We start from the raw sequence: 25005 nt of genomic DNA on the forward strand, positions 1-25005 counted from the left end.
ATGAAACGGACGAAGTCAGTAACCATACATACGGCAAGGCGAAGCTGACGTGGTTTGAAGAGATTTTCGAAGAGTATTATTCTTCTATGGTAGAATGCTTATAACCATAAGTGAAGTAAATAATACTTCCTATCAACAAAGCAACTAGGAAAGCAATCCAAGTTTCCATATTATACTGCAACATGAAGGATAGACAAATGATGATTGATAAAATCGGTAATAAGGGTACCAATGGTGTTTTAAATTCTCCTGCTTTGGGCATGCCTTTTTCTTTCCGTAAGCGAATCAGGCCGTAAGCTAGCATAATCAAGTAGGCTAAGGTACAAATATTTAAGAAGGCTGCGATACTAGCAAGAGGGAACATTCCTGCTGCTACTGCTGAAGCTAGACCTGTTAAAATAGTAGCATTCTTTGGTACCTTGCTAGTCTTCGTTAGTTCTTTAAAGGCGGCAGGCATTAAGCCATCGCGCGCTAAACTGTAAATCATACGCGATAGGGCATAGGTCATCGAGATACAAACTGTAATCAAGGTCAAGATAGCCACTAATGACACATAGTTGGCTGCCCAACTGATCCCAACGCTACGAAGGGCAAAGGCAACGGCATCATTGACATTTAAATGACTATAGTGAACCACACCAGTCAAAACAAGCGTCACCAAGGCATAGAGAATGGTTACGATAGAAAGCGATAAGACAATCCCTCTAGGAATATTTTTTTGAGGAGTCTTGACCTCATCTACAGCCATAGAGATGGATTCAAATCCCAAAAAACCGAAGAACATCAAGGAGGCACCAGCCATAATACCAGTACTAGCACCATAGATTTGTCCAAAACCATAAGGAGCAAAATTACTCCAATTATCAAGTTTGATATGCCAAATTCCTACTAAAACAAAGAGAGCTAAAGCCGAGAATTTCAAAATAACTAGAATAGAATTAAAGCGTAAGGCTGCTTTAGCATTGAGTAAAACAAGCGAGGTCACCAAGACCAAGACAAGAATAGGCAATAAATCAACAAATGTCCCTGCTTGAGGATTAAAGGTACCATTTAAAGGCTGAGGAAGGGCTATCCCGTATTGAGAGAGCAAGCCTTTAAAATAAGCTGCCCAACCCGAAGCTACGCCTGATATGGCTGTCATGAACTCCATCATGGTTAACCAACCAGCCAACCAGGCTGGGAATTCTCCTAAAATAGCATAGAGATAACTGTAGGCACCACCTGTAGCAGGTACTCGTGAAGCAAATTCTGCAAAAAAGAGGGCTGATAATCCCACACACAAGGCAGAAATGACGATTGAAATCACTAGGGCTGGACCAGCAAGTGTGGCAGCTGCAGTACCTGTAATTGTAAAGATGCCTGTCCCTACCATGGCTCCGATACCCAGCAAAATCAAATCCCATAACTTCAAATGCCTGTGCATCTCCGTTTTATCCAAACTTACATTCTTTGTTCTAAATATATTCATATTTCTTCTCCAAATAAAATGATGATTCTATTTTACCATAAATATAGGAGATTTGTGACTATTTATAAAATATTTTTCTAAAAAAAAATCTGACTACATCTTGTAATCAGATTTTTATCGATTCTAGTTCATTTCTTTAAATGCTGCTTCTGCATCCGCATTACTGATAGCACCAAATTGAATCTTTCCAATCTTTCCTTGACTATCAATTAGGTATTCTGTAGGAATGCTTCGAATTTGATAAGCTTGGAAGGTTGTTGCTTTAGTATCATAAAGAACTGGGATATCTTTATATCCTTGTTCTTGGAACCATTGTGGGAATTGATTAACAGTTTTTTCACCTTGAATTCCTGGTGCAATGACAGTAAGAATTTCAAAATCGCGATCTGGTTTTGCAACTAATTCCATCAACTCAGGCATACTTTTCTTACATGGACCACACCAGGAAGCCCAAAACTTCAAGTAAACCTTTTTACCCTTAAAATCAGATAACTTGACTTCTTTACCATCCATGGATTGCAAGGTGAAGTCTGGAGCATCTTTCCCAACAGCAATTTGCTGTACAGGCGTTTCTTGTTTTGGCTGTTGTGGGGCTTGAGTTTTTTTAGTTTCTTCCTCACCACAGGCTATCAATACAACTAATGACAAGAGACTTAAGCCAGCAAACATTACTTTTTTCATCATTTTCTCCTTTATTCAAAAATTCCAGCTAGAACATTTACTTGTCCTAATAGTAACAAAATTCCCATTAAAATAATGAGGAAACCACCAATTTTCTTCATTAGCATCATATGACGTTTGATTTTACTAAAATAAGGCATGACTAGACCTGAAGCTAGAGCCAAGACCAAGAAAGGAAGAGCCATCCCCAGAGTGTAAATAAGAGTATAGATAGCACCTTGCCAAGCTCCATTGCCTCCAGAAGCCGCAAGCGCTAAAACAGAACTTAAAACTGGACCAATACAAGGCGTCCAACCAAAGCTAAAGGTAATACCGAGTAAAAAGGCTGACCAATAACGATTGGCTTCTGATTTCTTAAAAGTAAAGCTTTTTTGAACCTCTAATTTCTTAAAATGAAAAATTTCCATCTGGTGAAGTCCCAAAATGATAATAATTGTTCCCATAACATATCGAAACCAATTTGCATAGAGAATATGACCAAAGTAACCAGCACCAAAGCCTAGAATAAAGAAAATGAGTGAAATACCTGCGATAAAGCAAAGTGTTCGAATCAAGCCTGACCAGAGAACCTTTCTCCCAAATAAAGAAAAGCTTTTTGCGCTTTCCTGATCATCCAATAAAATCCCAGCATAGACTGGCAGAAGAGGAAAAATACAGGGAGAAAAGAAGGACAAGACCCCTGCTAAAAAAACGGAAATTGAAAATACTATCGTTTCCAATAAAGAACCAACTTTCTTAAGATTTCTAATCCTATTTTACTATATTCAATTTCATTTGTATGCTTTCTGCTACGCAAAATCGTATCGGGCACTACTGGACCAATCTTTTCTTTTGCTAGTCAAGGCGGATCTTATCCCCCAAAATAGCCAAAAAGCAACGACAAGGGTTACTCGTCGCTGCTTTTGTGAACGAAAATGTCTTTTAGATCTGACATTTCATAAATCAAGTTTTACTTGAGTTTGGCAAGGATTACTTTAAGCTCCTCTACTAGTTTAGCTTCTGTCTCTGCTGAGCCATTTTCCTCTTTCACGAAATCAAGGGTTTCTTGGAGAAGGTTTTGGGCTTTAGCAAGGACTTTTTTATCTACTTTTTCTGCATCTAGCTGTCCAAGAACTTTTGTCAATTCCGTGCTTAATTGCTGGATTTCTGACTCTTTCTTACGGCGAACCAACCAGAAGGCAATCACACCTAGAAGGGCGAGTAGACCGACTACAATCACTCCTGCTGGAACTGAGTTTGTTTCAGTCATCTTATCTGAATCCTTACTATCTTCCGTTCCTTGTTTGGCATCTTTCTTGTCCTGTGCAGGCTTGCTGTCGCTAGCATTTGCTTTCACATCTTTGAGAGAGTCCAAGGCAGCCTTCACAGACTCTACTGCAGTACGTAGACCTTGCTCTGTCAAGGCACTATCTTCCAGAGCTTTTTGAGCATCTAGGAGGACCGCCTTGGCTGCATCGATTTTCGGATTAGATACTGTTGCCAAAGCTTTCAAGCGTTGGTCTAACTCTTGAGTCAAGGCACGAAGTTCAGACTTGTCAACTTGCTCTTGAGCTGGAGCTTGCGTGCTCGTTGAGCTAACTGAAGGACTTGCTGCCGCTCTAGGTGCTTGAGTCGGAGCTGGAGCAGGACTTGCAGGTTGACCCGAAGCAGTTGGTTGAGACGGTTGTGGAGCTGGCTCAGATGGAGCTGTTGGAGTCTCAGTAGCTCCTTGGTCTGGCTGAGTAGGAGTAGAAGGTTGCGATGTTACGTTATACGAATCGGGAATTGGATAATATCGTTTTGATGGCAAGCTGACTGGTGTTGAAGAAGCACTAACTTCACTATTACCATGTTTAGCTGTCGCACTTACTTGAGTTCCTGCACTAGCCGCATTATGGGAAATTGTAACAACACCACTTACTCCATCAATGCTGACACCTGATTTTGTTGGTGTTAGGCTCCAGCTTGACCCTGATTTCGTAGCTACAACTTTGTCGCTTCCAATGCTAATTTCTACATGGTCTGCATTCGCACTTGGTGTTACCGTTACATTGGCATTCGCTTCGCTAGAGGCAACTGTTGGTTTTTCAGGTGTTGCTTCTTTAGCTACTGGTGCTGTCGCTCTTCTTTCATCACTAAACCAGGAACCACGTTCTCGTGGATTACCATCGTTTACGTTATTATTTACTTCGATAACAGTGAGTGCTCTAAATTTATCTGTTCCTATCTTATTAACTCCAGACTTATAATCAGACTGGGTAATAGTAATTTGGCGTGCAGAACCATCCCCATCATTATTAGGAGATATATCTTTAGAGGCAAGTATATTATAACCTTCCGGATAAGCTAATCCATCCGTACTCCCTCCATAATTAGAAATATCCGAACCTCCGGTTACCAAATATACTTTCATCTTTGCGCCATTAGGTAATTTAGGAACATAAGGAATTGTCACATCAATATTAGGTTTTTCATTAGCTTTACCTGCTAAGCTCGGGACACTTGCATCTGTACTATCATTTGGTGTATTAATAGTCGGCTTCTGAAAAGGGAGATAGTATCCAAATTGTGTCGTCTGACTACCGCTTGAAGTAGTTACTGTTACATTCAATAAATACTGACCCCTGCGCGGAGTAATTCCGTCGAAAGTCAAAGATGCTTCACTCCCATTGATAGAAGATTCGACCTTTAACCCCATGTTTTCATGACCAGTTACAGATATGCTAGTAATTTTCTCATGATTTGATTTAGCACTAATTTTCAAAATATTACCAAATACTCTATCTCCACCTGGTACTACTAGTATATTAGAAACTTCTATTTGTTTACGTACTGCATTCCATCTCCCAATTGTTAATCCTGCTATATTCCGTCTTTTTCTTACATGAACTCCTCTTTCCTCAGAATTTTCCTCACTATCATTTTTTGACATCATCACTTGATTACCATCTAGTAACTTGTGAGCTTTTTCGACAAGTTCTCCAGAAATCTTTCCGTCGTCTGAAAGTCCTAACTTTTCGTTGATAGTATCTGCTAAGTTTTTAAAAGCTGCTGCCGACTCAGGATTGGATTCTTTCAATCTTTTAGATGCATCTATCAATTTATCATATAACTGATCCCCATCTTCTTCTTGAGATTGATCTATCTTATCTTCTCTATTAGCTTCTTCTTTGATAATTGAGGATTTTTCTTCCAACTCTGGTTGTACTTCTTTTTTATCTTTTTCTACCTCGGACACAGTAGATAATTCACCAGATACAGGTTTAACTACACCATCAACTTTTTCATCACCTTTATTCTCTACTGTTGACTTAGCTTTTCCTTCACTATCTTTAGATGAAGTTCCTGGCTCTTTTTTTCTCTGTCTCTTGAGTGTTTGGTTTAGCTCCTTCTTGTTCTACGTTAAGATTTTGATTGCTTGTATCTGATGGCGGTAAGACAGATGGATTCCCAGTGTTGCCATTTCCATCCTGACTGACCACTTCTGTATTTACTTCCGCCGCCTGGACTTCTGTCGCTGGATTAGCTATAAAAAAGACAGACCCTAGCAAGACTGAGACTGCTCCAATTGAAAACTTGCGTATAGAAAAGCGTTGACGCTCATTCATTTTAAACTGTTTCATAGTTTTTCCTTTCTTTCTACCCTGTCTTTGCTCCTCTAGCCATGTTCATGCAGGCATCAACTCGCAATAAAAACAGGAAAACATGACCTTTTTTCATCTTAAACAAATGACAAAAAGGCCCATTGTCTACTAATACTTCATTATATCAACTTAGTTCCCTTCCTTCAACCTCACTTTGTTTTAGAAAATCGATGATTATATATATATATATATATTGCTTATTTTAAAGGATTTAGAGGCTCCTTATTTGTAAATTTAGTATATTTTTCGTTATTTTCAGAAATTTTAAATTTATATGACATTCAAAAGAAGCTGTTCGTCTTGCTATCTATCGCCAGCAAGAACTATCCTAGACTCAACAAATAAAAAAACAGGCTCTCCGAAAAATACTTACCTATCACGGAAGGAATAGTTGTTCCTCTTTTTTATTACTAAAATTCAAAGAATTCCAGAGCTTTTTTCAAGAGCAAATCCGTATATTCTGGATCTTCTTGGGCTACTTCTATTTCCCACTGAACTTTTTCCAAATCATCTGTAATCACTCCATCTACTCCTAAGTGAAGCGATTTATTGATAGCTTCTGAATCATTGACAGTCCAGACATAAAGTTTCTGATCCGTTGTCCATAGTTTGCTTACAAAATATTCATCCAAGGTCGAGTACTCCATAGTATATCCTGTCGCCCTTGTTTTAGGAAAGACAGAATTGTAGGGCATGATAAAATAAACTGGCAGTTCGGCATCATACTGTCTTACTTTTTCGACAACATGGTAGTCTAAAGACTGGATTTGATGTCCATAAATCTTGAGCTTTGCAGCATAACGGGCTAAAAAACGGTCCATCATGTCTGGACTATCTTTTTTACTGGTTTTAATTTCAATTAGTAATTTTTGACCAAGTTCGTTGGCTCGACTGAGATAATCTTCAAAGCTTGAAATTTTAGTCTGGTAGCCATTTTCAAAAATATCAATCCCTTTAAGCTCCTCCAAGTTTAAGTCTTGAGGACTTTTATTGATACCTGCTAGATTTTTCAAGTTAGCATCATGCATCATGACAAACTGCCCATCTTTTGTTTCCTGCACGTCCGTCTCCACCAAGTCTGGTTTGAGTTGTGCTGTAGTTTCCAAGGACTCTACTGTATTTTGAATCCCATTTGCATTGGAAACCCCTCGGTGAGAAATAAGTTGAGGTAGATGAACCATGGGAGCCTCCAGATAAATATAACCTTCTAAGGCAAAGAAAAGACTGGCACAAGTCATGACACCCCATCGCACGATGTGATCTTTTTCTCTCCTAGGAAGCATATCCAGCTCCTTTCCTGTCAAAAATGAAACAAATTTAACCAAAAAATAAGTCAGAGCCATATAATAGAGATTTTTAATCATGACAAAATTCAAAATACCAAGAATCAGAGACTCTCTCTGAGTGATATCATCTACCAAAGTTTGAGCCAATAATAAAGGAATCAAAGGAAGATAAAATAATAAATGTGCTTTGAGCAAGATGTAAAATAAATTCCAAGCATAAAAAGTAACTCTCTTCTTGGTTTTCTCCAAGCTAAACATCACTGATTCTCGAACAGTCAGCTGATCATATACAATCTTCGGAAGGGCAAACATCAATCTGACAGAGACATAGAGAAAGATAAGAGATAGAAGTAGGATGCTCAGCCACCACATCCAATATTTATCTTCTAAATAAGCTTGGATAAACTCTGGAATGACGATTTTATTAAGATAATAAATCTTCAGCATTTTCCGTATAAAAGGAAAAAGCATAGCTATATAGAAAAAGATAAACAAGGCTTTAGCGCAAGTTAGCTTTTTCATAAATCCAAAACTTTCATGGAAAACCTTGCGGATATACTCAATTAGCCTTCGCTTTTCATGATAGAGGAGATGACGAGCACCAATAAAGAGGAGTCCTATTTGAAAATAAGCAACCAGAAGGTTAATTACAATCAAGGCTAAAAAAGCTAGACTAATCAATGGAGAATGAGTAAGGATGGCTAAGACATTGTTATAGGAAATAAAAAGATAACCTGTCTGATCTAATAAGAAGCTAGCCAACCATGAATTGAATGGTACCCACAAATACTCCACTATCATAAAAATCAAGAAAAATAGAAAGAGGATTTTATCAAGATTGAGGTAAATCTGTTTAAGACCCAATTTTTTAGGTTTTTCAGGTTTCATAGGCACTCCTAGTCAAATAATTGAGACAAGTCCAAGCCACCAAAAGGATTGTTTGATAAGCTACTTTCTGTCTCTAACAATTCCCTAGCTTGATCCGACTCTAAGAAGGATTCGTAAACACGCGCCGTCATCCGAGCATCCTCTAAACTATTATGAGACTGACCTTGAAATCCAAGAAATGAGGCAACAGTTTGCAATTTGAGATTGGCAATACCATGTAAATCTGAACTCCGACGTTCAAAAGCTTCATCATACAAATCCACCTTGTACTGTTGGCTATAGTCTAAACCATGCTCTGCTAAAATAGGTAAATCACTTTTAGCAGCATTGTAGCCTATCATCAGCAAAGAACCCACAAACTCTTGGAATTCTTCTAAGACTTTCTCAACTGGAGGAGCATCTTTTAAGGTCTCAGCTGTAATCCCGGTCAAACCATTGATAAAGCTTTTTAGAGGGACACTGGTATGAACATAGGAATCATAAGCATCGATTTCCCGACCATCTCTAAAACGCACTGCCGATACTTGAATCAAGTGTGTTTGTCCTTCGTGCTGATTAAATTCTAAATCAAAAGCAATGTAATCTTCTAATCGTTCCATTCTGTACCTCTCCTCTACTGTCTCTATTCTAATCAACTATACTATTCACAAACAAAAGAAGCCATCAGGTTAGCATGTAACCTAAACAGCTCCTTGATTATCCTCCAAATAAACGAGCAAAAAAGCCTTTCTTAGTGGATTGGACTTCTTCTTTTGCTTGGTCCAGCTCTAGCTTAAGATTTTCTTGATCCTTCATAGCTTGAAGAGTCAATTGTTGTTGCTGATCCAGTTGTTTGTCTTTCTCAGCAATCTGACGGTCTTTGATACGCATCTGCTCGTCTTTTTCTGATAACTGACGATCCTTGGCTTTTAATTGTTCATAAAGACGAAGAATTTCTGCATTCTTCTCATCAACCAGAATCTCCATCAGTTCACGTTGCTTGACATCTTCACTGACAGGCTCATCTTCAAAAATCGTTTTTTTATAGATTTCTTCTAGCTTAATCAAGCCACTTCTGGTAACGACTGTTACCCCTTTGTCATTTTTATCTGTGTCTTCTTCTGGTAATTCTTTGACACGGTTATTGATTGCTTGGCGAGATAATCCTAAGACCTCTGCAATCTCACTGACGGTCATTTCAATACTCATAATATCCTCTGAAACGTTTTCTAGCTTTTCTTTACTTAAATCTTATCATAAGCTAGAAAAACTGTCAAATTTTCGCTTAATTTAAGGCCTTCAAAAAGGCTAATAAGACTTGGGCAGAGCGACGTCCAGCTTCGATAATAAACTCATCAAAAGAGATGTTTGCTTCATTGTTGGCATTGTCACTCATAGCTCGGATGACTAAGACTGGAAGATTAAGGGCATGCGATGCCTGAGCAATAGCTGCTCCTTCCATCTCAACTGCTAAAACTTCTGGGAAATGAGACTTAATCGCTTCTATCTTATCATTTCCTGCAACAAAACTATCTCCTGTAGCAATCAAACCAAGATGCCAGTTCTGGTCCAATTGAGATAAACTCTCTTGGATTTTGGCAACAAAGGTTTTATCTGATTCGAAATAAAGCGGTTGTTGCGCCATTTGTCCATAAGCATAGCCAAAAGCTGTGACATCCACATCATGATAGGCTAATTTGTCAGCAATCACGACATCCCCAACAGCGATACCCTCTGCTACTGCTCCAGCAGATCCCGTGTTAATCAAAGCATCCACTTGAAAATGATCAGCCAAAATCGCCACACTCATAGCAGACATGACCTTACCAATTCCACTTTCTACAAGAACGACTTCATGCGAGGCAATGCTTCCTGTATGATAGGTATTCCCCAAAACAACTTGCTCTTGGGCATTGTCTAAATGCTGGACTAAATAAGCCAGTTCTTCTGGCATAGCTGCAATAATTCCTATTTTCATTTCAATTCCTTTTCTATTACAACAGTTTCATTGCTAAGACAAGCAAAATCAAGAGAAAGATGACTGCAAATAAGATTTTATTCAGTTTAGAATTGAAGACATTTCTCTTGGTGTTTTCAATGCGACGGCTTTTATGAATAGACGGTTCGACCTGAATCTTCAAGGTTTCCTGGCTAAAACCATGATCCTTAGGATTGGCATAACCAAAACGGGAAGAAGAGGTTGGTAAAATCTTAGTCTCCTCATTATCATCTAGCAAAGGAGGACCTGAAATTTTTTCGCCTCTATTAGCTCTTTCAATCATTTCATCCGTTAATAAAGGTTTACCCATACTGACCTCCTCTATTTTTTGTGCAATTCCCAATACTGTACAGCCATAATTGTCTTGGCATCACAGATATGATCTGATTGGATCAATTCCTTGGCTTCTTCTAAGCTCACTTCAAGGACTTCTAAGGTTTCATCCTCATCCTGCGGACGCGGATTTTCCACTTTTGTCAAATCGCTTGCTAGGTATAGTTTTAACTTTTCATTACAAAAGCCAATGGCTGAGTAAAAATCGTACAAGAGTTCTAATTTTCCTGTATAAGCTGTTTCTTCCTCTAATTCACGCAGAGCTGCTGCAACAGGGTCTGTATTTTCTCCTACTTCCAATTTTCCGGCTGGAATTTCGTAAGAGACAGCCTCGATGGCCTTGCGGTACTGCTTGACCAAGATGAGTTTTTGCTCATCCGTTACTGCTAAAACACAGACAGCTCCATTGTGGAAAATCAAATCCCGTTGGGCAGTTCCCTTACCTTCTGGTAATTCAACCTGATCTTGGACCAGTTTAAATATTGGTCCTTGATAGATTTCTTTTCGGCTAAGCGTTTTTTCTTCAAATTCCATGATAGGCTCCTACTGATTCTTAGGATGATGAGGAAGACGTGTTGCATATTCGTCTTTATTGACCTGACGACCGCGACCAATAGCAATCGCATCCGCTGGCACATCTTTAGTAATAGTTGAACCAGCCCCAACAAGAGAATTGTCACCTAACTCAACTGGGGCAATAATGGTTGAATTTGAACCAACAAAGACATTGTTGCCAATGACTGTCTTGTATTTATTTTTGCCATCATAGTTGACTGTAATGGTTCCTGCACCAAAATTAACATGGCTACCCACTTCACAGTTTCCGATATAAGTCAAATGACCAGCCTTGGTATTTTCACCGATTGAAGAACCTTTCACCTCAACAAAGTTTCCAATATGAACTTGGGCACCCAGACTTGAACCTGGACGAATGTGGGCATAAGGTCCGACTGTCACTCCGTCAGCAACACTACTTTCTTCAATCATAGAGTTGGTAATGACAGCTCCTGCTCCGACAGTGCTGTCCACTACATAGGTACCGTTTGTCAAAACAGTCTCAGCACCAATTTTCGTTTGCCCTTTCAAGGTAACATTGGCTTCGATTTGAACTTCAGGAGCAATCTCAACATCAATATCAATATAAGTTGCTTCTGGATTGACAAAGCTGACCCCATTGACCATGTGTTGATGATTGATGCGGCGACGCATGACTGACTCAGCAGTCGCAAGAGCCACACGGTCGTTTACTCCAAGACTCTCATCAAAATCTTTCAAAGTATAAGCACCAACTTTTTCACCAGCTTCACGGAAAATGCCAATGACATCTGTAATATAGTATTCTCCTTGAGCATTATTGGTATTGATATTTTTCAAAGCCTCAAACAAACGCTCGTTGTCAAAGACATATGTTCCAGTGTTGATTTCCTTGATTTGTTTTTCAAAATCTGTGGCATCCTTCTGCTCAACGATGCGAAGAACCTCAGCATTGTCATTACGAACAATTCGCCCATAGCCAAAAGGATTATCCGTTTCAGCAGTCAAGATAGTAGCCACATTTTTATGATTGATGTGGAAATCAATCAAGTTTTTCAAGCTTTCACCTGTGATTAAAGGAGTATCTCCTGCGATGACCAAGGTGTGACCTGACAAACCTTCTAAGATTGACTCTGTCATCATAACCGCATGACCAGTACCCAACTGTTCAGATTGAGTCACAAATTCTGTCTGTCCAGCCAAGACTTCCTCAACCAATTCTGCCTTGTGTCCGACAACTGTTACTGTCTTTTCAGGTTGGATAGCTCCCACACTACGGAAAACATGTTCCACCATAGAAATACCCGCAACCTTGTGCAACACTTTTGGCAAATCAGATTTCATGCGAGTTCCTTTACCCGCTGCTAAAATAATGGCAAAATTTGACATAATCTTCTCTTTTCTCTAGAAATTCCCTTTTATTATACCATATTTCAAATCATTCCGCGCCCTTGAATGAAAAAATGCTCCAAAGTCCTTTCCTTAACCCATTTTTTTGATTTTTTTTGATTTTTAGGGTAGAATTATAAGATATGAGAAAACAAATTCATCCACTTATTTTATTTAGTTTTTTTGGGATCATAATTTTCGTTTTAATCATCAATCGCCCACTTAATGACAACCAATCCTTTAAAACAAAATCCAATATAGCACAGATTGAAGCACAGGCTTTGAAACACTTAGACAAACCGATTATTGACCTCTCTGGCTGGCAGCGTCCTGAGGAAATCAACTACGATACTCTCGCACAAAATATTTCAGGCGCTATTGTTCGTGTTCACAGCGGTGCTCAAACGACAAAAGAAAATGATGCTTCCTTTATCAATGGAATAGACAAGGCCTATAAGAGTCATATCACTGAACTTCAAAAGCGGAATGTCCCCGTTGGGGTCTACGCTTATGTAGCTGGAAAAAGTGTCCAAGAAATGGAAAAAGTCGCTGAAGTTTTCTACAATGCTGCCTCTCCTTACAGCCCTAGTTACTATTGGCTAGACGTAGAAGACAAAACCATGTCCAATATGAACGAGGGTGTTGAAGCCTTTCGAGCAAAACTAGCATCACTAGGTGCTAAAAACATCGGCATCTACGTTGGGGTCTATTTCATGGAAGAACATAGTATTGATACAGGCAAGTTTACCTCTGTTTGGATTCCGTCCTACGGCTCTAACTCAGGATTTTTGGAGAGCAGTCCTAAAACTGATTTAGATTATGACATTCACCAATACACATCTAAAGGAAAAATTGCCGGCTTTGACCACGATTTGGATATCAACGTCATCTCTCCCTTAAAAAACAAAGAAGAAACCTTTAGAAAAATCTTTTTAAAACCTTAAAAGCATTTGTTTAGCATTTGCTTTTTCTTTTTGTGTTTGATTGTGATACAATATAGTAAGGATTTTTTGAAATAGAAATAGTTGGAGGAAATATATGCTCTCATGGTTAGCGCGCATTATTAAAGGGATTGTCATTGCTCTTGGATTTATCCTACCGGGAATTTCCGGAGGAGTTCTAGCAGCAATCTTAGGAATTTATGAACGAATGATTGGCTTTCTGGCCCACCCCTTTAAAGACTTTAAAGAAAATGTTTTGTACTTTATTCCAGTTGCCATCGGTATGCTTCTGGGAATTGGCCTATTTTCTTACCCGATTGAATACCTGCTTGAAAATTATCAGGTCTTTGTCTTATGGAGCTTTGCGGGTGCCATCATTGGTACGGTTCCTAGCCTCCTCAAAGAATCAACTCGAGAATCTGATCGAGACAAGATTGATTTAGTTTGGTTCTGGACAACCTTTATCATTTCTGGTTTAGGACTCTATGCCTTAAATTTTGTCGTTGGAACCTTAAGTGCCAGCTTTCTTAATTTGGTCCTAGCAGGTGCACTGCTGGCTCTTGGCGTCTTGGTTCCTGGCCTCAGTCCATCAAATCTACTTTTGATTTTGGGACTCTATGCTCCTATGTTGACTGGTTTCAAAACCTTTGACCTCTTGGGAACCTTCTTCCCGATTGGAATTGGTGCAGGTGCAACTCTCATCATTTTTTCAAAATTGATGGATTATGCCTTAAACAACTACCACTCACGCGTCTATCATTTCATCATCGGTATCGTCCTATCAAGTACCCTTTTGATCTTGATTCCAAATGCAGGAAACGCTGAAAGTATCCAATACACTGGCCTTTCTCTTGTTGGGTATGTCATCATCGCCTTCTTCTTTGCACTGGGAATCTGGCTTGGTATTTGGATGAGCCAATTGGAGGATAAATATAAATAATGGCAAAAAAAGTTAAAATCAAAAAAACATTGGTGGAACAAATCCTGTCTAAAGCAGGTATCCCACATCAGGGAATTCAAATCAATGCCCTGGAAGGAGAGCTGCCTCAAGCTTATGGACGAGATCAGATTTTCAAAACCTTGGCGCTTCTGGGAGACAAGACAGGACCGATTATTGGAATTGTCCCTATCACTCAACACTTGTCTGAAAAGAAACTAGCCAAAATTTCCGGCAATAAAAAAGTGAACATGATCCCACAAAAGGACTTGGAAAAAACAACTGGTTACATTCATGGAGCTAATAATCCTGTCGGAATTCGTCAGAAACACAATTATCCCATTTTTATCGATAAAATTGCTCTAGGTTTGGATCAAATGATTGTCTCTGCAGGAGAAGTCGGACACAGCATTATCATCGCGCCACAAGACTTAGCTAGCTTTGTAAAGGCAGACTTTGTAGATATTTTGGAGGACAGCAAGTAATGAAACTCTACTTTGTCCGCCACGGTCGTACCCTCTGGAACCAAGAAGGTCGTTTTCAAGGTGCTAGTGGAGATTCTCCCCTTCTTCCTGAATCCATTGAAACCCTAAAACAACTTGGCCAATATCTTAAGGAAATTCCTTTTGATCAGATTTATGCAAGTGATTTACCTCGAGCGGTCAAATCTGCCGAGATTATCCAAAGTCAACTCAAGACTCCCTGTCCTTTAGAAAGTGTCCCTAATCTCCGTGAATGGCAACTTGGGAAGTTGGAAGGTTTGAAAATTGCAACCTTGGAATCTATTTACCCGCAACAAATCAAAGCTTTCCGATCTAATCTTGCTCAATTTGACACTCAAATGTTTGGAGCAGAGTCACTTTACAGTACAACACAACGGACCATCCAATTTATCAAATCACTCAAAGATAGTCCAGCTGAGCGTGTTCTAATTGTCGGACACGGCGCCAATCTTACTGCCAGTCTTCGTACTCTTCTAGGCTATAAAGAACCACTTCTTCGTAAAGATGGCGGTCTAGCAAATGCCAGCCTAACCATTCTAGAAACCCATGATTTTGAAACATTCACTCTCGATACTTGGAATGATACTTCTTATCAATCATAATTATAGCCTAGCCTTCTGAACTAGAACCATAGGAGATATAGTCAGTTGAAACAAAAATAAGACAAAAGAGCCTCGTAAAAAGAGTCTGGGACAAAAGTCTAGCCTTAAATATAAAAAGCGAACAAAACGAGTTATCTGACACTCAGAATTCTGTCTTGTTCGCTTTTTGTCTAATCTATCGATTTTTAAAATTTATAATAAAGAATTCCTAAAATCAAAATCTTTTTGTCCCAGACTCTTTTTGATATGAACACGTGTCTTCTCAACAGAATTGTAGAGCAAAATGAAATCAGAACTGAATAATGTGATTTGAGAATTTAAATCAATTTATAAGAATGTTTTAGAAGCAGTGATGTACTAGTTCAGATTCACTTTTCTATACTAATACTCTTCGAAAATCTCTTCAAACCGCGTCAACGTCGCCTTGCCGTACTCAAGTACAACCTGCGGCTAGTTTCCTAGTTTGCTCTTTGATTTTCATTGAGTATAAGATGAGTAGGGAGGAAGAGGTAAAAGTTTATGCCCAAACTCTTCACATAAGAACTTTAGCTTACCCATTCTATGGAATCTTGCATTATCCATTAAAACTTCCAACTCATACTCTTCTAAAATCTATTCAAACCACGTCAGCTTCACATTATATATGTTGATGACCTCATAAGACTTATCTGCAACCTCAAAGCTGTTCTTTGAGCAGCCTACAGCTAGCTTCCTAGTTTAATCTTTGCTTTTCACTGAGTATTAAGTTAAAAAATGGGGCTAGTCAAAAAGTCTTTAAAATCAAAAAACGCATAATATCAGGTATTGAAAACCTTGTACTATGCGTTTTATTGTGGGAAGATTTACTTCATTTTTTCCTGAAGTCGAGTTTTTTCCCTGACTTATTGATTTGGACTATTCGTTTGATGTACTACTGCTTGAGCTTGAATCTCCACCACCGATATATTGGGTAAAGATATTTTGGAAGGCTTGGTCCTTAACCTTGATATTGGCTGCTTGCAATTCTTTTCCGATAATGCTTTGAACAAATGTTGAATCATTTTGTTTTTGAGTCAAGATAACAGTTTTTAATTTTTCTTTGTAGTCATCAATATTAGATGATTTTTCTGTTTTCTTAATGAGTTTTACAATGTAATATTGGCTACTGTAGGCTTGTGTGCCAGTTGCTGTAATCACATCAGAAACGCCGTTTACATCTAAAGCGAAAGCGGCTTTCTTGACTTGCTCAGGTACTTCCGTTGAAGCAGAATCAAAGGTAATTTCTCCACCATTTTCTTTTGTTTTTTCATCAGTTGAGTTATCTTTGGCTAATTGAGCAAAATCAGCACCTTCTGCCTTGGCTTTTTCGAGAACTTCTTTGGCCTTGTCTTCATTGTCCAAACGGATGATTTGAGCCGTTACATCTGGAGTGTATTCGTCAAAGGCCTTCTTGTAAGCATCATCTGTCAATTCAGCTTCTGCTGCCTTCTTAACTGCCAACTCAACTAATTTACTTGTACGAATTTGAGCTTTACGTGTTTCAAGAGTCATACCTGCTTGTGACAAGACACGTTGGTAGTTTTCACCATATTGTTTTTCTTCTTCGGCAATAGTATCATCAACCTCTTTATCATCAAGCTCTGAGCCATATTGTTTTTCAAAAACTTTTTGGATGGTCATATTTAACAAGACTTGTTGGGCTGAAGGGTTGCTTTTCACTTGCTCATAAAATTGATGTTCTGTGATGACATCCCCTTTCATGCTGATAAGGTCTGCCCCTTCTGAACCTTTCGAACAAGCTGCTAAAGTTGCTACTGATAATAGTGTAATGGCACCTGCCAATAGTTTTTTCTTCATGTCTACTCCTTTGAGATAAGTGTTACTCTATCTATTTTACTATATTTTCTTAAATTTTTCTGAAAATCATTCGCTGTCAGGCAATTGAACATCTGCTACATTTTTACGAAGCATGAGAATGCCGTCCCCCAGAGGTACTAATGTTGCGGTGAGTCCTGGATTGTCTAAGGTTGCATCAAATAGTCTTTGAAGTCCTCGATAAATGGTTCGCTGGCCACGACGAACTTCCATAATGTCCTTGGCAACATCACCACCTTGAAAAATATCATCCAAGACAACCACACCTCCAACTTCCAAATGTTTGAGGATTTCTGGCAGAAAGACGATGTATTTAGACTTGGCAGAATCCATAAAGACGAAATCATAAGACTCTGTCAATGTAGATAAGACGTCTACCGCATCTCCCTCTAGGAGAGTGATTTGCTTGCGACTGTCAAACTGGGCAAAATTTTCCTTGGCAAAACCAATCATTTCTGGATTACGGTCAATGGTTGTAATCTTAGCATTTGGCGCATGCTCTGCCATCAAGAGAGCTGAAAAACCGATAGCCGTCCCAATTTCCAGAATGTTTTTAGGTTGCATGGTTTCCATGAGAAACCTGAAATAAACAACCGTTTCATGGGGAATAATGGGAATATTTTCCTTGCGGGCAAAGTCTTCCAATTCTTTCAAGGAACCTGTGACTTGCTTTTGACGCTGACGCATCAAGTCTACAATTTCTTCCTTGACGACAGGGCGACGCATGTTATGGTTGGCATTTTTACTATACGATTCAACCATCTTACGCCAATCCCAATTTTTCAACAAGGGCTTCAAACTCATTCAAACGACGTTCAAAGACTGCAAAGGCATCGTTGAGATAGTCTTCCTTCTCCATATCAACGCCAGCTTTTCTCATGACATTAAGTGGATAGTCAGATTTACCTGCCTTGAGGTAGTCGATATAGCGGTCACGGTCTTCTTGACTACCATGGACAATTTTTTCAGCCAAGGCTGAGGCCGCCGCAAAGCCTGTTGAATATTGGTATACATAGTAGTTATAGTAGAAGTGTGGAATCCGAGCCCACTCGTATTGGATTTCCGGATTGTCTTCCTTACTCAAACCATAATACTCTTGGTTCAAGTCAGCATAGAGTTTATTTAAGAAATCGCTTGTCAAGACTTCACCATTTTGATCCGCTTGGTGAATCGCGTGTTCAAACTCAGCAAATTGAGTTTGGCGGAAAACTGTCCCACGGAAACCGTCTAGGAAGTTATTGAGAATAGCAAAGCGCGTTGCATCGTCTTCCACTTCTTCCAATAATTTCTCCGTCAAGATATTTTCATTGGTCGTTGAGGCAATCTCAGCCAAGAAGATCGAATAATCTCCGTAAACATAAGGTTGCGTTTCACGAGTATAGCTTGAATGCATACTGTGACCTGTTTCATGAACAAGAGTAAAGAGATTGTCCAGATTGTCCTGCCAGTTAAGAAGCATAAAGGCATTGGTATCGTAAGAACCACCAGAATAGGCACCTGAACGCTTTCCTTGGTTTTCGTAAACATCAATCCAACGCTCGCTGAAGGCACGTTTAACACGGCTCAAGTAATCCTCACCCAAGACTGCCAAGGCATCTTCTGCTTTTCTCAAGGCTTCTTGGTAGGTAAAACTATATTCAACAGATGAAAGTGGTGTGTAGACATCGTACATCTTGAGATCTGAAATTCCCAAGATTTTTGAACGAAGTTCAAGGTAACGATGCAAGAGTGGCAAATGCTTGCGAACTGCTGCTACCAAATTGTCATAAACATTTTCTGGAACAAAATTAGCCGCTAGGGCTGCATGACGAGCGCTCTTGTAGTTGCGAACTTTAGCACGATAGTTTTGCACCTTAACATTGGTTTGCAAGGTTTTAGCATAGGTGTGTTGGAATTGTTCGTAAGTCGCATAAAGGGCTTGATAGGCCCCACGGCGAATCTCACGATTTTTAGACTCCATCAAACGTGTGTAGGTCCCATGAGATAGCTGAACTTCCTTACCATCATCGTCGAGGACATAAGGGAACACAATATCCGCATTGTCCAAAATAGCGAAGGTTTCGCTTGCTGAACCAAAGATTTCTCCAGCTCCAGCTAATAATTCTTCTTCGCGTTGTGAAAGAACATGATCCTTTCCTTGCAAAAGCTTGTCAAAATAGTGTTGATAAACCTGCAATTTTGGTTGAGACTCTAAAAAGTCAGCATACTGCTTTTCACTAATTTCCATAAATTCAGGATCATAGAATGAAAAGGCTTGGTCTAGCTGACTATAGAGTGTCATTGCTTTGGCATAGTACTCTTGATACTTAGCTTCACGTGTATCCTGATCATTCTTCATATGAGCATAAACGTAAAGCTTCTCCATCTGGCGTTCCATTTCAAGAGAAAATTCAGTAATTTCGAGTAGGCTATCCGCACTATCCAAGAGATGGCCTTCATACTGGGCTACTGTCTCCAGCTGTTCTGTTAAATCTTTTAAGGCTTCTTCCCAAGCCTGGTCAGTTGGGTAGATCGTTGATAGATCCCATGTATCTTTTTCATTTATTTCATTTCTTTGTAATACCATTAGATTCCTCCATCCTTTCTATTCTACCATATTTTTCAAGAAATATTGCTGATAAAAGGCTGGTGGATAGAGCTTTTGCCAATCATTTTGAGGATTTTCTTGATAATAGGTTTGAAAATACTGATAATAGCGAGTCAAATCTTTCTCAATTTGGCAAAAATTACCTACTATTGGTCGAATTTGTGGATACCATTCTTTTAGCCCGTAAGTCAGAAGATTTTCCCCCTTTTGATAGGCTTCTGCTTGTTCTTTCATCCAAAAGGGATTTTGATAGTACAGTTGTTGCCGGATATAACGACAGATGTCCTTGTCCTGAGAAACTATAAAATGAGATATTTTTTGTTTCTTATAGGGAAAACGTAATATCTCCAGTAGACTACCGTGACCATAGGGAAATTCCTTAATCTGATAATGGAGTTTACCTCGAAGATCCTGGTGGATAAGATATTTAATCCTTAAAACCTGTTTTCCCTTGTCTACTTCCCAAACATAAAAGCCCATGTTTTGACTGAAATAGAGAAAACCTTGTTGCAGACGGGTTAAGCGGTCTTTGATCCACAGTTTTTGACCCAGCAACCACAGTACTTGGTATCCCTGACTACGATAGCCCTCACTGCGCTCTTTAAGAAGTTTTTGTGGTAAGGGACTACATTGAACCTCTAAAGCTAGATTGCCATTTACAAATACATCCGCAATCTGTTTAAGCTCTGGAAGCAGGTATTCTAATTGAACCTCTGAATCTTTTTTCAACCAGTGATAAAGTGATTCCTTATTGGCCAGATGTTCTGAACTTTCATTTTCAGAGGAATAATCACAGTCTTTTAAGGATTTATGGGCAAAATGGGTCCGTACACTTGGTCCTTGACGCAAACGAAGCTGACCTCCACAAGCTGGGCAGGTGTATGCTTGCTTCTCAAGCTTATCCTCTAACACATTTACCAATTTTCCCCTAGCATCTCTCGCAACAAACATGATTTCCCTCCTTTTCTATATTATTCGTAAAAAAGAAAAAAGATCAGGAAAATTCCTAATCTTCATTCATTTTTATTTGATTTTCTTGGCTAGCATGGTCGCAAAGCGTAGTTGAATACGATTGCCATTTTCATCGCGACGGTGCAAATGGCCTGGATTTTCATTGTACTTAACCAATTCCCAATCCTTGTAATAGTCTGCCAATTCCCCTTCTTTAAAGGTGAATGGGAAGTTCACTGAGCAAGGATAATCCTCCGTGTCCATAGCACAAACGATAAGATTATAGCCACCAACACTGGTTTTATCCTGCATATTTTGAATAATAGCTGGAATGCAGTCTGCTTGTAGAAACATGAGAACAACAGTTGATACGATAAAATCATATTCTTGCCCAATGCTAGCTGAATTGATATCGTAAAGACCAACAGTCATGTCCAGATCTTCTTGCTCCACAATACTTTGCAAGATTTCAAGGGTCAGGTCATTTTGATCTACAGCCGTCACATCAAAACCTTGCTGGGCTAGAAAAAGAGAATTGCGCCCTTGACCACAACCCAAATCCAAAGCTTTCCCTGGTTTTACTGTCTGCATGGCCTCTAGAACCTCTGAATGAAAAGGATTGGTATTGTATTTCTTAGGGAAATAATCCTCAGGTTTACAATAAAATTCCAAGTACCATTCCACATCATCTGTGGCAGCTTCCACTCGGTGCCAGACTTGTGGTTGTGCCATGGGATTATCTGCCCCTGCTTCAAAGAGGTGTTCAGCTAGAACTTCCCCTTCTTCTGTCAATTCAATAAACTTGAGAGCTCCCTTCAAGACAGTAATTTTCCCCAAGTCCCAACTTTTGTATTGTGCTTTTGCTGAACAGCTTCAGGCATGGTTTCTTTAGTCTACAAAGGCATGCGTTTATAGGCAACTAATTTTTCCATTTTCAATTCCTCTTTTTATCGCTGATTAACAGCTTTCATCACGCGCGCGATGTCGCGGTTTTGCTCACGACGTTTGATAGACTCTCTCTTATCGTAGTCATGCTTCCCTTTAGCTAAACCTAAAAGAAGCTTGGCATAACCGTCTTTGATATAGACTTTAAGAGGAACCAGGGTCATTCCTGTCCCTTTAGTCTCTTGTTCCAACTTTTGGATTTGCTTTTTATGGAGCAGGAGTTTACGACGACGTTCTGGTTCCTGATTCCAGATATTACCCTCTTCGTAAGGTGCGATATGAACATTGCTCAACCAGACTTCTCCATTTTTTACTTGGGCAAAGCCATCCTTGAGATTGATTCGAGCAGCTCGTACACTCTTGATTTCAGTTCCAGTCAGGACCATTCCTGCCTCTAACGTATCTACGATAGTATAGTCGTGGCGCGCCTTTTTATTTTGTGCGACGACCTTTCCCTCGCCCTTTGCCATGCTTGGCTCCTTTCTTAGCTACTTCCTTGTAAAAAGGTTTCTTTCCTTTTTTCTTCTTATCTTTTTGTGAATGCTTGCGCTTATCATTTGAGCGTCCTGATTTTCTCTTATCTTCCTTCTTATCTGAACGACGACTTGAACCACGCCCTCTGTCACTGCGACTAGACTGTTTCAAGCCTTTTTCAATCACATCAAACTCACTTGGAATGTAAGAGAAGTCAATTTCGCCCGTCATCTTATCAGCTCTTTCAACGCGAATGCGAATCTGCTGACCTACACGGAAGGTTGTTCCTGATTTCTCTCCACGAAGAGTCAAATCACGCTCATTGAAATGATAAAATTCAGGTAGATTAGTGATGTGAATCAAGCCTTCAACTGTGTTTGGCAATTCAACAAAGAGACCGAATTTGACAATGCTGGATACAACTGCATCGTACTCTTCATCCACGTATTCTTCCATATACTCAGCCTTTTTCATGGCTTCGACTTCACGCTCAGCCTCAATGGCACGACGCTCACGGTTGGAAGACTGGGTCGCAATCTCTGGGATCACTTGCTCAAAATGCTCTGCTATTTCCTTAGAACGCCCATAGTCCCGAATCATACGGTGAACCAAGAGATCTGGATAACGACGAATCGGGCTAGTAAAGTGAGTATAATAGTCAGCAGCTAGTCCATAGTGGCTGTGATTGTGCTCCGAATAGCGAGCCTGTTGCATAGAGCGAAGAAGCATCATGGACAATACATCTGCATAAGGTTCTCCCTCAACAGTACGCATGATATCTTGAAGTGCCTCCTGGCTAATCTCACTGGCAGTCCCATAAATACGCAAGCCAAAACTCGAAGCATAATCAATAAACTTCTGAACTTTTTCAGCCTTTGGCTCCTCGTGAATTCGATAGATGAAAGGCAAATCCAGCTTGCTGAAATGCTCGGCAACTGTTTCATTGGCCATCAACATAAAAGACTCAATCATCCGCTCGGCAATGCCACGCTGACGAAGAACGATATCAACAGGCTTACCCTGTTTATCCACTAAAATCTTTGCTTCATTGGTATCAAAATTAAGGGCACCACGTTTCACACGCATGTTTTCTAAAGTTTCATGAAGCTTGGCCATAAGTTCGATACTAGGAACAATTTTCTGATATTCTTGTCGCTTTTCCTCGTCGCCAGCTAGGATATCATTGACATCACTATAGGTCATACGGAAGCTTGTCTTGATAACCGTTTGTGTAATGGTATAGTTGACCACACGACCATGTTTATCAATCTCCATGATGGCTGACTGAGTTAGACGGTCAACTTGAGGATTGAGGGAACAAATGCCGTTTGACAGTCGTTCTGGAAGCATTGGAACAACTCGGTCTGTTACATAGACTGAAGTCGCGCGGTTAAGGGCTTCCTTGTCAAGGGCAGAACCCTCAGTTACATAGTAGGAAACATCTGCGATGTGAACCCCAAGCTCCAGATTGCCATTTTTCAGAGCCTTGATATGCACTGCATCGTCCAAGTCCTTGGCATCCGCACCGTCAATGGTAAAGGTAATCTCATCTCTTAGATCCAGACGGCCTTCCATATCCTTTTGAGACGGAACATCAGGCACACTTTCTGCTTCCTTGACAACAGCTTCTGGAAACTCGGATACAATGTCCATTGATTCCAAGACCTCAAGAACATCAATTCCGACATCTGTTGAGTGCCCCACCACATCGAGGACACTAGCGACAAAGAAATCATGTTTCTTGCTTGGGTATTTATCGATAAAGACCTTGATAACTTCTGTTCCTTCTAGTTTTAGGGCTGGTTTCTTCACATAAATCGGTTGGTTGATTTTCTGATTTTTCGAACGGATGTAGCCAGCATACTTAGGCTTTTCCTGATCTAAAACGATTTGGCCTACAACGGTTGTCAAACTATGTTCTAGGATATCAATAATTTTGGCTTCGGCAGCTGTTCCCTTGTTGCGGTCAGCGACTTTCTTGATCACGACCTCAACGGTATCACCATCAATAGCATAGTTGACATCGTTTTTTCCTACAAAAAGGTCGTCCTCCTCGCCTTCCAGACTAACAAAGCCAAAGCCATTTTTATGGGCATGAAAAATCCCCTTGAGGGTAATCTCATGTTTTTTCTTGACTTCCAAGGTCAGACTGCCATCTTCTTCAAAGCGTATCTGGTGCTTTCTTTCCATTAGGGACAAGGTTTTAATCAACTCACGAAAATCCTTGGAACCGTCTTTTTCCAAAGCCTGAGCCAAGTCATTGACAGTTACCTTTCCCTTATCTTGTAAATATTCTTTTATTCTATCTTTCATATTTTCTTTCTAGATTTTTTAATTTTCTTTTACTGTAAAACCTTCTCAAACATCCTTTCATACTCAATAAAAATCAAAGAGCAAACTAAAAAGCTAGCCGCAGGTTGCTCAAAACACCGTTTTGAGGTTGTGAATAGAACTGACGAAGTCAGCTCAAAATACTGTTTTGAGATTGCAGATGAAAGCTGACGTGGTTTGAAGAGATTTTTGAAGAATATAAAAACAAAAAGAGGCAAAGACCTAGTCCTGCCCATTATTTTCTTATCTACTTGATAATACCGTCAATGCTAAGGCAATGGCTAGCCAGAAAAAGACTAAAATCCCTGTCAAACGCTGCATCACAGCTTCGAAACCGCGTGCTTTACTGCGTTCAAACAAATCACCTGAGCTGGCATCAAATACATTGCTGGATTGGTTTTTAGTTGGTTGCATGAAAATCGCAATCACAATCACAACAGATAATACTAATAAAATGGTTAATAATAGGTTATACATATCAAACTCCTTACAATCCCTATTATTTTACCATAAAATCTACTTAGATTCAAGATGTAGGGTTACTTTTCTTTCCTTGGGACAATACTTTAAAACCTCAATCTTGTCTGGATGGGTTTTTGAATTTTTACTGGTTAGGTAATTGATACTGCCACAAGAGGAGCATTTGAGATTAATTTTTACTCGCACTAGATTTCCTTTACTTTTATTAGACTTCCTGCAA

24 protein-coding genes and 3 pseudogenes are annotated in these 25005 nt (G+C 39.6%); 4 read left to right on the forward strand and 23 right to left on the reverse strand.

Annotated elements, in window-relative coordinates; all coding sequences use genetic code 11:
* Nucleotides 1-76: 76 nt before the first annotated feature.
* From HT729_RS06270 to glmU, 13 genes and pseudogenes are all read right to left on the reverse strand, one after another.
* A complete protein-coding gene (locus HT729_RS06270; protein ID WP_050219067.1) occupies nucleotides 77-1468 on the reverse strand; it encodes an amino acid permease in 1392 nt (463 codons plus the stop codon).
* Nucleotides 1469-1591: 123 nt separating this feature from the next.
* A complete protein-coding gene (gene sdbB / locus HT729_RS06275) occupies nucleotides 1592-2149 on the reverse strand; it encodes a thiol-disulfide oxidoreductase-associated lipoprotein SdbB (RefSeq protein WP_172931805.1) in 558 nt (185 codons plus the stop codon).
* An 11-nt stretch (nucleotides 2150-2160) separates the two neighbouring features.
* Nucleotides 2161-2868 carry a thiol-disulfide oxidoreductase-associated membrane protein CcdA2 gene (gene ccdA2, locus HT729_RS06280; protein WP_014017248.1) on the reverse strand — a complete coding sequence of 236 codons (708 nt, stop codon included), beginning with the start codon at nucleotides 2866-2868 and terminating at the stop codon, nucleotides 2161-2163.
* Nucleotides 2869-3098: 230 nt separating this feature from the next.
* Nucleotides 3099-3515 carry a transmembrane domain-containing protein gene (locus tag HT729_RS06285; RefSeq protein ID WP_025170644.1) on the reverse strand — a complete coding sequence of 139 codons (417 nt, stop codon included), beginning with the start codon at nucleotides 3513-3515 and terminating at the stop codon, nucleotides 3099-3101.
* A 27-nt stretch (nucleotides 3516-3542) separates the two neighbouring features.
* Nucleotides 3543-3740 (reverse strand): annotated as a pseudogene (locus HT729_RS06290) (hypothetical protein); the annotation flags it as partial.
* Between the two features lie 1720 nt (nucleotides 3741-5460).
* Nucleotides 5461-5751 (reverse strand): YSIRK-type signal peptide-containing protein, encoded by a 291-nt coding sequence (locus HT729_RS06295; protein ID WP_007284790.1) that lies wholly within the window; start codon nucleotides 5749-5751, stop codon nucleotides 5461-5463.
* A 431-nt stretch (nucleotides 5752-6182) separates the two neighbouring features.
* Nucleotides 6183-7946, reverse strand: coding sequence for a glycerophosphodiester phosphodiesterase (locus HT729_RS06300; protein WP_050246167.1), 1764 nt, complete (start codon nucleotides 7944-7946; stop codon nucleotides 6183-6185).
* Nucleotides 7947-7954: 8 nt separating this feature from the next.
* Nucleotides 7955-8545, reverse strand: coding sequence for a 3'-5' exonuclease (locus HT729_RS06305; protein ID WP_000440254.1), 591 nt, complete (start codon nucleotides 8543-8545; stop codon nucleotides 7955-7957).
* A gap of 97 nt (nucleotides 8546-8642) precedes the next feature.
* The gene (rocS, locus tag HT729_RS06310; RefSeq protein ID WP_000021242.1) at nucleotides 8643-9134 is read right to left on the reverse strand and encodes a chromosome segregation protein RocS; all 492 of its coding nucleotides are present in this window, start codon (nucleotides 9132-9134) and stop codon (nucleotides 8643-8645) included.
* A gap of 76 nt (nucleotides 9135-9210) precedes the next feature.
* The gene (locus HT729_RS06315; protein WP_138701949.1) at nucleotides 9211-9903 is read right to left on the reverse strand and encodes a 5'-methylthioadenosine/adenosylhomocysteine nucleosidase; all 693 of its coding nucleotides are present in this window, start codon (nucleotides 9901-9903) and stop codon (nucleotides 9211-9213) included.
* A gap of 16 nt (nucleotides 9904-9919) precedes the next feature.
* The gene (macP, locus tag HT729_RS06320; RefSeq protein WP_000517865.1) at nucleotides 9920-10234 is read right to left on the reverse strand and encodes a cell wall synthase accessory phosphoprotein MacP; all 315 of its coding nucleotides are present in this window, start codon (nucleotides 10232-10234) and stop codon (nucleotides 9920-9922) included.
* A gap of 11 nt (nucleotides 10235-10245) precedes the next feature.
* Entirely contained in the window at nucleotides 10246-10791 is a 546-nt protein-coding gene (locus HT729_RS06325) for an NUDIX hydrolase (protein ID WP_112443629.1), read from the reverse strand.
* A gap of 9 nt (nucleotides 10792-10800) precedes the next feature.
* Entirely contained in the window at nucleotides 10801-12180 is a 1380-nt protein-coding gene (gene glmU / locus HT729_RS06330; RefSeq protein ID WP_172931806.1) for a bifunctional UDP-N-acetylglucosamine diphosphorylase/glucosamine-1-phosphate N-acetyltransferase GlmU, read from the reverse strand.
* Nucleotides 12181-12323: 143 nt separating this feature from the next.
* Between glmU and HT729_RS06335 the strand changes: the two genes are divergently transcribed.
* From HT729_RS06335 to HT729_RS06350, 4 genes are all read left to right on the forward strand, one after another.
* Nucleotides 12324-13124 carry a glycoside hydrolase family 25 protein gene (locus tag HT729_RS06335; protein ID WP_172931807.1) on the forward strand — a complete coding sequence of 267 codons (801 nt, stop codon included), beginning with the start codon at nucleotides 12324-12326 and terminating at the stop codon, nucleotides 13122-13124.
* A gap of 94 nt (nucleotides 13125-13218) precedes the next feature.
* A complete protein-coding gene (locus HT729_RS06340) occupies nucleotides 13219-14061 on the forward strand; it encodes a DUF368 domain-containing protein (RefSeq protein ID WP_172931808.1) in 843 nt (280 codons plus the stop codon).
* Nucleotides 14061-14543, forward strand: a complete 483-nt coding sequence (locus HT729_RS06345) for an aminoacyl-tRNA deacylase (RefSeq protein ID WP_050142051.1) — start codon at nucleotides 14061-14063, stop codon at nucleotides 14541-14543. The genes HT729_RS06340 and HT729_RS06345 overlap by 1 nt, the downstream gene beginning before the upstream one ends.
* Nucleotides 14543-15163: a histidine phosphatase family protein gene (locus HT729_RS06350; RefSeq protein WP_172931809.1), complete on the forward strand. Its 621-nt coding sequence runs from the start codon at nucleotides 14543-14545 to the stop codon at nucleotides 15161-15163. Before HT729_RS06345 ends, HT729_RS06350 begins: the two co-directional genes overlap by 1 nt.
* Before the next feature lie 492 nt (nucleotides 15164-15655).
* Here HT729_RS06350 and HT729_RS06355 read toward each other — a convergent pair.
* From HT729_RS06355 to rpmG, 10 genes and pseudogenes are all read right to left on the reverse strand, one after another.
* Nucleotides 15656-15751: pseudogene (locus tag HT729_RS06355) on the reverse strand (IS630 family transposase); the annotation flags it as partial.
* 306 nt (nucleotides 15752-16057) lie between these two features.
* Nucleotides 16058-16999: a peptidylprolyl isomerase PrsA gene (gene prsA / locus HT729_RS06360; RefSeq protein ID WP_050261929.1), complete on the reverse strand. Its 942-nt coding sequence runs from the start codon at nucleotides 16997-16999 to the stop codon at nucleotides 16058-16060.
* A gap of 66 nt (nucleotides 17000-17065) precedes the next feature.
* Entirely contained in the window at nucleotides 17066-17779 is a 714-nt protein-coding gene (locus HT729_RS06365; protein WP_007285038.1) for an O-methyltransferase, read from the reverse strand.
* A 1-nt stretch (nucleotide 17780) separates the two neighbouring features.
* A complete protein-coding gene (pepF, locus tag HT729_RS06370) occupies nucleotides 17781-19583 on the reverse strand; it encodes an oligoendopeptidase F (protein WP_000244148.1) in 1803 nt (600 codons plus the stop codon).
* Nucleotides 19584-19601: 18 nt separating this feature from the next.
* Complete coding sequence (locus HT729_RS06375) at nucleotides 19602-20555, reverse strand: competence protein CoiA family protein (protein ID WP_172931810.1); 954 nt, start codon at nucleotides 20553-20555, stop codon at nucleotides 19602-19604.
* Between the two features lie 72 nt (nucleotides 20556-20627).
* Nucleotides 20628-21436: pseudogene (gene tehB / locus HT729_RS06380) on the reverse strand (SAM-dependent methyltransferase TehB).
* 66 nt (nucleotides 21437-21502) lie between these two features.
* Nucleotides 21503-21970, reverse strand: coding sequence for an SsrA-binding protein SmpB (gene smpB, locus HT729_RS06385; RefSeq protein WP_001051750.1), 468 nt, complete (start codon nucleotides 21968-21970; stop codon nucleotides 21503-21505).
* Nucleotides 21933-24287, reverse strand: a complete 2355-nt coding sequence (rnr, locus tag HT729_RS06390) for a ribonuclease R (RefSeq protein ID WP_172931811.1) — start codon at nucleotides 24285-24287, stop codon at nucleotides 21933-21935. The genes smpB and rnr overlap by 38 nt, the downstream gene beginning before the upstream one ends.
* A 261-nt stretch (nucleotides 24288-24548) precedes the next feature.
* A complete protein-coding gene (gene secG / locus HT729_RS06395) occupies nucleotides 24549-24782 on the reverse strand; it encodes a preprotein translocase subunit SecG (RefSeq protein ID WP_000282517.1) in 234 nt (77 codons plus the stop codon).
* 39 nt (nucleotides 24783-24821) lie between these two features.
* Nucleotides 24822-24971 (reverse strand): 50S ribosomal protein L33, encoded by a 150-nt coding sequence (gene rpmG / locus HT729_RS06400; protein WP_001809104.1) that lies wholly within the window; start codon nucleotides 24969-24971, stop codon nucleotides 24822-24824.
* Nucleotides 24972-25005: the final 34 nt, after the last annotated feature.

The sequence above is a fragment of the Streptococcus sp. 79 genome, assembly GCF_013277425.1.
Lineage (GTDB): Bacteria > Bacillota > Bacilli > Lactobacillales > Streptococcaceae > Streptococcus > Streptococcus pseudopneumoniae.